The organism is Aphanizomenon sp. CS-733/32, from assembly GCF_028330045.1.
Classification (GTDB): Bacteria; Cyanobacteriota; Cyanobacteriia; order Cyanobacteriales; family Nostocaceae; genus Dolichospermum; species Dolichospermum gracile.
Window position 1 is genome coordinate 1 of sequence record NZ_JAQMSE010000016.1, and the last position, 11,201, is coordinate 11,201.

General features: G+C 38.4%; 11 protein-coding genes and 1 pseudogene. 7 read left to right on the plus strand and 5 right to left on the minus strand.

Going from position 1 to position 11,201, the window contains the following annotated elements:
* Positions 1 to 538: 538 nt before the first annotated feature.
* Positions 539 to 1,090: an REP-associated tyrosine transposase gene (locus PN471_RS01045; protein ID WP_271775312.1), complete on the plus strand. Its 552-nt coding sequence runs from the start codon at positions 539 to 541 to the stop codon at positions 1,088 to 1,090.
* Between the two features lie 404 nt (positions 1,091 to 1,494).
* Here PN471_RS01045 and PN471_RS01050 read toward each other — a convergent pair whose 3' ends face one another.
* Positions 1,495 to 2,952: a site-specific integrase gene (locus PN471_RS01050; RefSeq protein ID WP_271775313.1), complete on the minus strand. Its 1,458-nt coding sequence runs from the start codon at positions 2,950 to 2,952 to the stop codon at positions 1,495 to 1,497.
* 118 nt (positions 2,953 to 3,070) lie between these two features.
* On the opposite strand from PN471_RS01050, the pseudogene PN471_RS01055 reads away from it, so the two are divergent.
* The 4 genes and pseudogenes from PN471_RS01055 to PN471_RS01070 form a co-directional block, all read left to right on the plus strand.
* Positions 3,071 to 4,171, plus strand: a pseudogene (locus PN471_RS01055) (nickel-dependent hydrogenase large subunit); the annotation flags it as partial.
* 356 nt (positions 4,172 to 4,527) lie between these two features.
* Positions 4,528 to 4,950, plus strand: coding sequence for a hypothetical protein (locus tag PN471_RS01060; RefSeq protein WP_193899070.1), 423 nt, complete (start codon positions 4,528 to 4,530; stop codon positions 4,948 to 4,950).
* Positions 4,951 to 5,417: 467 nt separating this feature from the next.
* Entirely contained in the window at positions 5,418 to 7,529 is a 2,112-nt protein-coding gene (argZ, locus tag PN471_RS01065; protein WP_271775314.1) for a bifunctional arginine dihydrolase/ornithine cyclodeaminase, read from the plus strand.
* Between the two features lie 293 nt (positions 7,530 to 7,822).
* Positions 7,823 to 8,122 carry a hypothetical protein gene (locus PN471_RS01070; RefSeq protein ID WP_271775315.1) on the plus strand — a complete coding sequence of 100 codons (300 nt, stop codon included), beginning with the start codon at positions 7,823 to 7,825 and terminating at the stop codon, positions 8,120 to 8,122.
* A 38-nt stretch (positions 8,123 to 8,160) separates the two neighbouring features.
* On the opposite strand, the gene PN471_RS01075 is transcribed toward PN471_RS01070, so the two are convergent.
* The 4 genes from PN471_RS01075 to PN471_RS01085 form a co-directional block, all read right to left on the minus strand.
* The gene (locus tag PN471_RS01075) at positions 8,161 to 9,012 is read right to left on the minus strand and encodes a DUF4351 domain-containing protein (protein WP_271775316.1); all 852 of its coding nucleotides are present in this window, start codon (positions 9,010 to 9,012) and stop codon (positions 8,161 to 8,163) included.
* Positions 9,013 to 9,292: 280 nt separating this feature from the next.
* Complete coding sequence (locus PN471_RS23275; protein ID WP_334311886.1) at positions 9,293 to 9,583, minus strand: hypothetical protein; 291 nt, start codon at positions 9,581 to 9,583, stop codon at positions 9,293 to 9,295.
* A gap of 16 nt (positions 9,584 to 9,599) precedes the next feature.
* Entirely contained in the window at positions 9,600 to 9,740 is a 141-nt protein-coding gene (locus PN471_RS23280; RefSeq protein WP_334311887.1) for an HNH endonuclease, read from the minus strand.
* Positions 9,710 to 9,979 carry a hypothetical protein gene (locus tag PN471_RS01085; protein WP_271775317.1) on the minus strand — a complete coding sequence of 90 codons (270 nt, stop codon included), beginning with the start codon at positions 9,977 to 9,979 and terminating at the stop codon, positions 9,710 to 9,712. Before PN471_RS01085 ends, PN471_RS23280 begins: the two co-directional genes overlap by 31 nt.
* A 91-nt stretch (positions 9,980 to 10,070) precedes the next feature.
* Between PN471_RS01085 and PN471_RS01090 the strand changes: the two genes are divergently transcribed.
* Together PN471_RS01090 and PN471_RS01095 are read left to right on the plus strand one after the other, a co-directional pair.
* A complete protein-coding gene (locus tag PN471_RS01090) occupies positions 10,071 to 10,295 on the plus strand; it encodes a hypothetical protein (protein ID WP_271775318.1) in 225 nt (74 codons plus the stop codon).
* 467 nt (positions 10,296 to 10,762) lie between these two features.
* A complete protein-coding gene (locus PN471_RS01095) occupies positions 10,763 to 10,927 on the plus strand; it encodes a ribbon-helix-helix domain-containing protein (RefSeq protein ID WP_190384502.1) in 165 nt (54 codons plus the stop codon).
* Positions 10,928 to 11,201 lie beyond the last annotated feature (274 nt).

Genomic DNA, 11,201 nt, shown 5'->3' on the forward strand with positions numbered 1-11,201 from the left:
AAATGCTTTCGGAAAATTGTTTGATATGATTGTGGTAACATTTTTTGCTTCGGGGGCTTCTTTGTCCCTATTTTTTTACTCCCTTATTTTCTCAAATTATTGCCACATCTCATCTTCAACCGCCTTGTCACCCGTTAAGGAATTTAATCAATCTCAAGCCTCATAAACGCCTCTTTTTTCAACGGGGCTTTCAGGCTCTATCCCTTATGAAACAAGCTCTTTAGCCGCCTTGTCACCCGTTAAGCACAAGATAATTGATTTTGAGCGATCGCATTTAAACTAAAACTAGCGATCGCAGTTAATCCCAGTTAAAGAATCACAAGATAATGGATTTTGTGCGATCGCATTTCCCCAATATTAGCGATCGCAGTTAATCCCAGTTAAAGAATCACAAGATAATGGATTTTGTGCGATCGCACTACATCATAAAATTTTGCTGTTTCTCGGATTATAGTTTAACGATAAATGTTTTTACCAAACCAATATGACAATACAATAAATAAAAAATAAACTTAATTTCACCCATACTAACTCCATAATGCCTAATTATAGAAGACCTAATGTTTCTGGAGGTACATATTTCATCACACAAGTCACTTATCAAAGAGAATCTTGGCTTTGTACTGACATAGGGAGAAAATCTCTCCGAGAAGCAATAGAAAAAGTAAAGGAAAAATATCCTTTTTGTATTGATGCTTTTGTTTTATTACCTGATCATTTTCATTGTTTGTGGACTTTACCCCCTGACGATAAAGACTTGTCGGTGAGATTGCGCTTAATTAAAACTTATGTCACCAAACATTATGGACAAGAATTAGGGGTTAATCGGGAGGTTTCTCAATCACGACAAAAGCGAGGAGAAAGTAATCTTTGGCAACGTCGGTTCTGGGAGCATTTAATTCGGGATGAACGGGATTTTGCGCTCCATTGTGATTATATTCATGATAATCCGGCTCGACATGGATTGTGTGAAAGTCCCCAAGATTGGCAGTATTCCAGTATTCATCGGTTTATCGCTGAGGGAATTTATCCAACCGATTGGGGTAAAGATAGCAGAAAGGAAAAACCTCAAGGATATTGGGACGATTAGTAGGGTGCGTTAGCGACAGCGTAACGCACCGAAAATCAGTAAATAATCATAAATTTGGTGCGTTACATTTGTGTGTATTTGATGGTGCGTTACATTTCATTAACGCACCCTACAAGATCGGCGATCGCACTACAAGATCAGTGATCGTACTTCTCCATGTATTTCTGGTAAGCCTGTGAGCCGCCGTATACCTGAAAGTATCGTTGAACTCGCTCCAAAGAAACATAGAGATTGCCCCTACATAAAGCACATGGAAGTTGTCTTGCTTGACGACTCCCTAACTCTTGGTAAGGTTGCTCTTTTGGACTTTGCCCTGCGTCACACTCTGGGCAAGGAAATTGATTCTGGTTCATATGGATTTCAAGTGAGAAAATTAGCGCCACTGGTTATTATACAGGAATCTTCTATCCAAGCGATAATTTCAACTTTTCCACCTCCAACCTTAACCTTTCATTCTCCATCCGTAGCACCAATATTTCATTCTTCTGCAACTCAATTAACGACCTTTGACTAATTACTTCACCAAAGGCTTTTTTCCTATTTTCAATCCCAAACCATCTTTGATAAGTCTTTGTATGTTCATCAACAGTATGACCTAAATTATCTGCTGCTGCTTTAATCGCTATTCCCTGAAGATGCGCTCGAATTGCACAAGCATGGCGTAAATCATAAGGTTGAAATTCAATTCCCACTTTTCTAAACCATCTGGATATATCTCTTCGCATCCAATTAATATTTTGTACAGAGGCAATTTTTTCAACTTTTCTTTTTAAAATATTTAATGGTTTGGGATTTTTTAAATCAAATAAATCTACCCATTCAGTCACAAAAGGAATAACTTCTCGATATCCAGTTTTAGTATTTTTATTCACCTTCCAAGTATGATCTATATTTTGCGGAGACATCCACCAATTAATATCCGGTTGTACAAATAATTCCCTTGGTCTTAATCCATAAGTCGCCAACATTCCATATACCCAACGCCACATTTCCCAAGTATCTATTTCATCACTAATATTTGTATTTTTGCGGTTGAGAGCGAATTTTTCAAAGAGTTCAAAAGCAGATATAATTTTTTCATCTTCAGGAATTTCTCGATAAGCAGGAGTCACATGATCTCGTTTGACATCAAGTTGAAATCCTAAATTAAAGGTTTTAATCAAAACAGAAGTTACAGCTATTAGTTCATTTTTTTTATTCCCCTGAAATGAATTAATAACTTCCTCAAAGTTTTCTTTTGTGGCTAAATGGGTGAGAGTCAAGTTTCTTTTAATTACAGATATATAGTTAGCAAAGGTATTTTCACTGGTGATAGTTTTTTGACGAGTTTGATAATATTTTTCCGCAAATGTATCTAATAATTCCCCAATAGTTTTGATTTCTTGTTTCTCTCTCGATTTAATTCCTAAATACTTCTCATTCCACTGGAAAGTATGACGAGCAATTAATTTCCCTAATTCGTAACTTTCCTCAATGGCTGTTTTTAAACCCTCTAAATTTGCAGGTATTCCTAGAGATAAATCATACTGTTTTTTCTGTTTACTTACACTACTATCTCCTGGTTTTAACGGTAGGGTAGCTCGTAATTGCAGAGAATTTCCAGTTTGTTTAATGGTAACTCTTATTCTCTCCCTTTTTAAATTATTATTAGCTTCGACTAACTTCTGTTCAAAAACTGCTTGATACTGTAATTCCGTTGCTTTTATTTTCGCCATTGTTCCTCTATAACTGCCGTCTGTAGTGTTCTGTGGTTCAAAGTCTGCAAACATATCTGCGAACCAGTCCGTTGAGTCTGCATTTGCATATTCCTGTGTAGATGTGGAATATGTCTCCTCGCAATTACCCTGATTTTGCTGACTCATTCCCTAAATATTCCCTTATTTATAAAAGCTGAAATGTTGAAAATAAAATGTTCTAACTGGGCAAAATTACCTTAGAAAATAAGTTACTCAGGAACATTTACAGCATATCACCTGTTGTCATAGCAGTTATATGGTGCCTGGTGGTGTGATGTGCGCCCCCACTTTAACTGACATTACCCGCGCTTGGGCAATTCTGGAATATTTCCGCACCAATTGGTTAGAACCTGTTTGGTTAGGATGTTCTTTAGAAAGATATGAAGAAATTCAATCTTATGAAGACTTTCAAAAGTGGTTAAATGAAGATGTTAAACATCGAGAATCTGACTTAGGTTTATATTGGCGCATGGGGTTAGATATCGGGTTAGATAGATATGGTGCTGGTGTGGGTAAATATGTGACTTGGGGTTATATTCCCCATGAGGATAAATACAATAAACCCACCATTGAAGGACGTAACGCTGCTGTGATTATGAAAAGCGGTGTTTATGATAGTTTTACTGATACTCATAGCTTGATGAATCAAGCATTTGCTCGTGAGAATTTAACCCATTCTTGGTATGATGAGGGTAGCCAAGATTGGCATCCGAGCGATCGCACTACAAAGCCAATTAATCACAATCAAAAAGACTTTAATGGGGCATATTCTTGGTCAAGTGCAGTCCTCCACCAAGACTTAGGACGTTTAGAAGCAGGACCCCTGGCCCGTCAATTAGTTGCCGGGGGAAATCATGGGGAATCCTGGCAACATTATGACCCCTTTATTCTCGATACATTCAAGCAAATGGGCGGTGCAAGTGTTCATCTTCGTCAATTAGGAAGAGTCCACGAAATAGTTAAACTATATCGTCAAGCTGAACGGTGTTTAAGAGAGTTCAAATTAAACGATCCTTGGTATATTAAACCAGAAGAAAAAGATGGTAAAGGTTGGGGTGCAACAGAAGCCGCTAGAGGTGCATTGTGTCACTGGGTAGAAATCGAAAAAGGCAAAATTAAACAATACCAAGTTATCGCCCCTGGTACTTGGAATATCGGACCCCGTGACGGTGAAGGACAACTAGGACCGATTGAAAAAGCATTAATTGGCACACCAATTCAAGACCCTAAAGACCCCGTAGAAGTTGGTCATGTAGCCCGTTCTTTTGATTCATGTTTGGTGTGTACTGTTCATGCCCATGATGCCAAAACTGGGGAAGAATTAGCAAGATTTAGAACAGCTTAATTTATGTGATCTACTAGATCCCCAATTTCTTCAAGAAGTCGGGGATCTAATTTTTGAGAAGTCAGGGTTCTATATAATTGTTGTTTACAGTACAAAAGTTCCTAAATCCGTAGGTTAGTCTGAATTTTAAGGAATAATTGATAATTCCTAATGATCAAATCATGAATTATCAATTAGGAATTACTGTAGGATTCAGGATACAGAATACAGGATTCAGAATGAATCAGAGTTTTCAACTCATTCTTGATAATTAATGGAAGAAATAGTTTTCTCTAGTTCTTACTACCAAAAAAATATTCTGACTCCTGACTCCTGAATTCTTACAAATTACTAAATACTAAAAGTGGTAACTAATTGTGTCTAATTTAGAACTACATCAATATCTTCCTAAGCTTCCTGAAGCTGCATTGCAAGAATTTATAGAATGGTGTATGTTGGATCAATCAACAGCCGCAGGATTAGAATTTAAACCTGATCAAAGTAAGTTAAAGAATTTAGCACCAGCGGATTATTCTAAGCAACTAGTTGACCAATTCATGAAAGTTAGACCTGACCCAATCAGAGCGGGTTTGGTGGCTGTTATTGCCGGAAAACAAGCTGATAAACACGAATTAACAGGTTTAGCTGCGGTGGTTGATTTTGTTTCTCTTTATGTTAAGTATTTAATTCCTAAAGATGGTACTAATCCAGAAGAAGCTGATGCAATTTTAGCTAAAGCATCACAACATCAATATGAGCAACTTGTAGAAATTGCCAAAAAACATGGTGTGAGTTTATAGATTTATAGGGTGGGCATTGCCCACCTAATAATTGATAACAATTGTAGATTGGGTTAAGGGGAGCGCAACCCAACACAAAAGGGTAAGGGAATTATAATTTATTGCATTTTTGACTTCTTGACGAGAAATTATCATCTGAAACGATGTTTGAGAAGAAAGTTTACCACTTGAATCTTGAAAAAAATGATTGCGGGCAAAACTCTATAAAATAAAAAATCTATACTTGTATTATTCAATATCTATGCTTTTCTCTAAACGGTTATTAGCAACACTATAACATCCCCCATAATACATTTTTCCCCCTACCGCTCACATTGTCCCTAGTAGTAATAGAATAATAACGATCGCCTGATAAAGCCTACCAAAAAGAGAAGGTAGAGGTTAAGTAGCAGATTTGACAGAATTGGATCACCAAAACTCTGTATCCACAAGACATTAGTAGCATTTTAGAAGTTCGTAAAATTTTTATGGTTTCCCAAATTCGTTTTTTGATGTGCGCTCCTGACCATTATGATGTGGATTATGTGATTAATCCTTGGATGGAAGGGAATATTCATAAATCCTCACGCGATCGCGCAGTGGAACAATGGAATAAATTATACCATGTAATTAAAGATCATGCCATTGTTGATTTAGTGCCTCCCCAAAAAGGCTGGCCTGATATGGTATTCAGTGCTAATGCGGGTTTAGTCCTTGGTGAGAACGTTGTTCTCAGCCGCTTCTTACATAAAGAACGCCAAGGTGAAGAACCGTATTTTCAACAGTGGTTTGAACAAAATAGTTTTAATGTTTACACACTTCCCAAAGACCTCCCTTTTGAAGGTGCTGGTGACGCACTCCTAGACCGGGAAGGGCGGTGGTTATGGGCTGGATATGGTTTTCGGTCAGAATTAGATTCTCACCCCTACCTGGCTAAATGGCTGGACATTGAGGTGATTTCTCTGCGCTTAATGGATGAGCGTTTTTATCACCTGGATACCTGCTTTTGTCCTTTGGCAAATGGTTATTTGCTGTATTATCCTGGCGCGTTTGATTCCTACTCTAACCGCGTGATTGAAATGCGCGTCGCACCGGAAAAGCGGGTTGCTATTGAAGAAGCTGATGCTGTTAACTTTGCTTGTAATGCGGTGAATGTTGATAGCATCGTGATTATGAACAAAGCCAGTGATGGTTTAAAATCACGGTTAGCGGAAGTTGGTTTTCAAGTTATTGAAACCCCGTTAACGGAATTTCTCAAAGCTGGTGGGGCGGCTAAATGCTTGACTTTGCGGGTGACAGAACCTATTGGCGAGGAAATTCACGCTAATGTATCTGTAGAAAGTCGTGTCATTCGCATGGAAGGACACTTGCTAGATGCAGGTTTGATTAACCGCGCTTTAGATTTAATTGTGGAAATGGGGGGAAGTTTCCAAGTTCTCAAATTCAACTTGGGAGAACAACGTCAAAGTACATCTGCGGCTGAGGTGAGGGTATCTGCACCATCTCACGAAGTGATGGAAGAAATCATCTCCCAGTTAATTGATTTGGGTGCGGTTGATTTACCTCAAGACGAACGAGATTCTAAATTAGAACCTGTCTTACAAGCGGGTGTTGCTCCTGATGATTTCTATGTTAGTACGATTTATCCCACAGAAGTGAGGGTAAATGGAGAATGGCTGAAGGTGGAAAATCAACGCATGGATGGGGCGATCGCTATTTCCACAACTGCTAATGGTATAGTAGCAAAATGCAAACTCCTCCGGGATTTAGAAATCGGCGATAAAGTAGTTGTGGATGTATTGGGTATCCGCACCGTCCGCAAAGCCGAATCACGGGAACAACGCAATTCTCAAGAATTCAGCTTCATGTCTTCCGGTGTTTCCAGCGAAAGACGGGTGGAATTAGTTGTGGAACAGGTGGCTTGGGAATTACGTAAAATCAAGGATAGCGGCGGTAAAGTAGTTGTCACGGCAGGTCCTGTGGTGATTCATACAGGTGGTGGTGAACATCTCTGTCGCTTGGTTCGGGAAGGCTATGTACAGGGTCTTTTAGGCGGAAATGCGATCGCTGTTCATGATATGGAGCAAAACCTGCTGGGAACGTCCCTGGGTGTGGATATGAAGCGGGGTGTGGCTGTGCGTGGTGGACACCGACATCATTTAAAAGTAATTAACACTATCCGCCGTTTTGGTAGCATTGCTAAAGCTGTGGAAGCGGGAGTGGTGAAAAGTGGGGTGATGTATGAATGTGTGAAAAATAACATTCCCTTCTCCCTCGCCGGTTCAATTCGGGATGATGGTCCGTTACCCGATACCCAAATGGACTTGATTTTAGCACAACAGGAGTATTCTAAAATCATCCAAGGTGCAGACATGATTTTGATGCTGTCTTCCATGCTGCATTCTATTGGGGTGGGAAATATGACTCCCGCAGGTGTGAAGATGGTTTGTGTGGATATTAATCCGGCTGTGGTGACAAAATTGAGCGATCGCGGTTCAATAGAATCTGTAGGTGTGGTGACAGATGTGGGTTTATTCCTCAGTCTGTTAACTCAGCAGTTGGATAAGTTAACGAGTCCTTATGTTGCTAATGTAGGTTAATATCAACTGCATAGTTTTTTAGTCAAAATTGCGGGCTTTTGCCCGCATCACAATATGGAGATTTGTTATTATTACAATACGCCTTATGTGAGTTAAAAATGCCCCGGTTATTTTAAGGGTTTCAGACTTCACCTTACCGACAAGTCCTAGTCTTACGAAGGAGATTGCATTGTTCTAGCCGCCAACTCACATAAGGCGTACAATAGTCCTAAATACTGATTGCCTGATCATGACGACAATTTCTACGATGCTTTTTTAATTTGTGACTGAGGAATCCAGTCATCGTAAATCAATTGAAAGGAGTTGTTGATTATTATATTAAAGCTGACAATCAATTATTAGTTATTGAAGCTAAAAATGCCGATTTAGAAAGAGGAATTGTCCAATTAGCTGTAGAATTAATTGCCTTTGATAATTGGTCTATTATTGATCATCCTATCCTCTATGGTGCAGTTTCTATTGGTAATATTTGGCAATTTGTAATTTTACATCGGGAATCAAAACAAATTACTCAAGATTTAAACCTTTATCGTGTGCCCAATGATTTAGAAACTTTAATGAAAATTTTAGTAGCTTTAATGAAAAATTTATAATTATCAAGTAGGTTGGGTTGCAAAACCCAACACCACTATTAGTTCTGATGATCTTGTTGATTTAACCAACTTACTAAATCAGCAACTTCAGAAATATTAAACAACGCAGCACCTAAATTTTCTAACTGTTCTACAGGTAAACCTTTGACTTTTTCAACTATTAAAGAATCAATTTCCCCAAACCGTTGATTAAGTAAAAATAAGCAAAATTTCAGTTCTCCTTTCAGTTCTCCTCTTTGTTCTCCAATTCTTTCTCCCTTCTGCAAAATATCCTGATAAATGACTGATTCTTGCATAATATCCTCACTTAACAATTGACGAATAAAGTCTTTCTCAAACCGCAAACCTGCTAAAATCTCTGTGTAAGCTGCAATATCCTGTTTAGTCTCCCTATCTGCAATTTTAGCAAGATTATTGGCAATCTGGGATAATAAACCTTGGGGTGAATTTGTCTGTGTTAATGGTGCTAATGGCAATAATGCCAGATTATTGAGAAATAAGGCTGAATCTTGTTCCCACATTCTGATGACACGATAACGGTGTCTGGTTGTTTCGTTAACATATTCTTCAGTGAAAACAATTGGATCATTTGTTTCTTGTAGGAAAATCACGACTTGAGTAACAGGAACTTGATATGTACGGATTAATCTCACTGAATAATCTAACTCTCTAAACGGAATGGGAGGTTTAGATTGTGGTTTGGTTTGAAATTCAATATGTAAAATCCGGTTTTCTGTTTGTAAGAAGGTGACAAAATCAGCGCGAATTGGTTCTATACTCAATTCGGTTTTTAAGACTTTGATTGTTTTTGGTGCTTGGGGAAGTAACCATTTAGCAAAATCAAAGGGATATTTTTCTGCTAGTAGTTTACAAACGTTGTCAAAACTCATAGGGTTATTGATGTATAAATTAGAAAATTATTTTTGATCCTAGTTTCAGGGAACAGATAAGATAATTAATTTGTATATCCACATGAGGGACAAACGCGAACTCGCTGATTTTTTTTGTTAACTGTCAGCATCATTCCTCTTGTTCCACATTGAGTGAGGGCATTGGGGTCCAGTTATCTTCTTATCAGCTTCTACCTCCAGCTTTCTTAACTGTTCTATCAATCTTTCCTTTTGTCTTCTTTCCTGTTCTGTCAGAGTCAACATCCAAGGAAATTGATTTTTATTCTTGACGAGGATCTGATAGTGGTGGATGCCAACCCGCTTCTACCCAAAAACGCCGAGCAACTTGAATAGAAGGCTCATCACGTCTTTCATCATTGAAGTCAAAGCGATCGCTAGTGGCTCTTCCTGTAGACGTTGTACCTACAATTTTTATACCATCTTTTATCCAGATAAAATGTTCTGACCATTCTTGCTGACGGGGGTTAAATAAAGCAACTTGTTTTTGAGTTTTAGAATCAGTAGCTACTATGAAATTATAATGACGCTCATTACAGCGATGACAAGCCAAAGCTAAATTATCTAATTCATCTGACCCCCCCCAAAGACTGCGGCATAATATGGTCAGTGGTAAAACGGTCGGGACTCAGGTATTCAGGAGAGTGGCAATATTCACAGAGGAATTTAGCTCGTTTTCTTATAAGTCGTCGAGTTGGTTCGGACACCATTTACTTTTAGCCGCTAGTTGAGCATTAATCAAGGTAAATATTCGCTGTAACTCTGAAATACCTACATATTCCGCTTCCTCTTCAGGAGTCAGGGTATCAGATTTTTTCTTTACTAATAGTTCTTCAAAACGTAACTGTAATTCTTCGGTAAATTTAAATAGATAAATATTACCAAATTCACTCATCTTCATACCAGAAGATATTAAAGAAGAAGGTTGAACCATTAATTGAGCAGTCATTGTGTGTTCACAGTGTCTTTATTTCCATTATCTCAGAAAAACTCCTGAAAATCCTCAAATCCTGGATATCCTGATTCAGACAATTTAAAAAATGTGTGCCATCCTAAGTAAAGACACAACAATCAGCTTTACTGTCGAAAAAAAATTTTTATTTTTACGCCTAACGGCGGGGGTTAAGAAGGAGAAAGAGAAAGAAGGGAAAAGAGCAAAAGAGCAAGAGTGTAAAGGGCTACTAAGTCCTCGTCGCACCACTACATACAACCCGAAAACCGAAAAAGCTGTGGCTGCTGTCGATAAAATAATCCTCCATAGATAAAACCGCGATGTTGAGTGCGGGGGCGTGAGTCATCATTAATCAATATTTCTGAACACCTATCGGCTAAATATCACTCACCCTCTTACCTACCAAAGTTTCATAAATTGCTCTTGTCTGTTCCATAGTTTATGCAGTATCGAGATTTTGCATATAGTCGCTGCAAAGTAGCTGCATACCGTGTATAAGGTAGCCGCATCTTGCATATTTGGGGCGCGTTTTGATGCACTGGTTAAATTTATGCGTTATGGCGTAGTAGCCAGAAGTCTTGTCAATCCCCACTAATCACGCCACACGGGACTTTTCAGGATGCAATGGGGTTGCATTTACTTGGCTTATAGTGCTAGTATAGCAGTTAAGTTCCGATGAGTGCAACTAAGTTCTGACAACAGATGACTAAGACTAAATATTTTTTACCCACTAAGCTTAAATCTGATGTTTACTGTAATTAGCAGACGACGTTAGACACTATGGGAACTAATAAAAAAGTCAAAATCACATTTACTTGCAGTTCAGAGTTGAAAAACGATTTACAGCAATGGGCTGATAGTGAAAATAGAACGCTATCAAATCTTGTAGAAACTTTGTCAGAAACAGCAGTTACAGAACGGAAACAAAACCCAAAGGCAAGTTAGAGCGATCGATCGCCAATGACCAATGATGAAAACATCTCAAAACACGCAGTAACCCACCCTAAAAAATGCCGTGAAATAGCAGATAAGTAGGGTTTGCTGAAAAAGTTATCTGTGAGGGTTAGGAGTCAGGAGTCAGGAGTCAGGAGTCAGGAGTCAGGAGTCAGGAGGAAGAATTAGAAAGATATAAGAATAGTCTCAAATTCCAGAAAGTGATAGGTTTTTAATGGTTTCAATGCTTATTCCTTGCACCTAATTCACTTTTTTACCCCGGAAA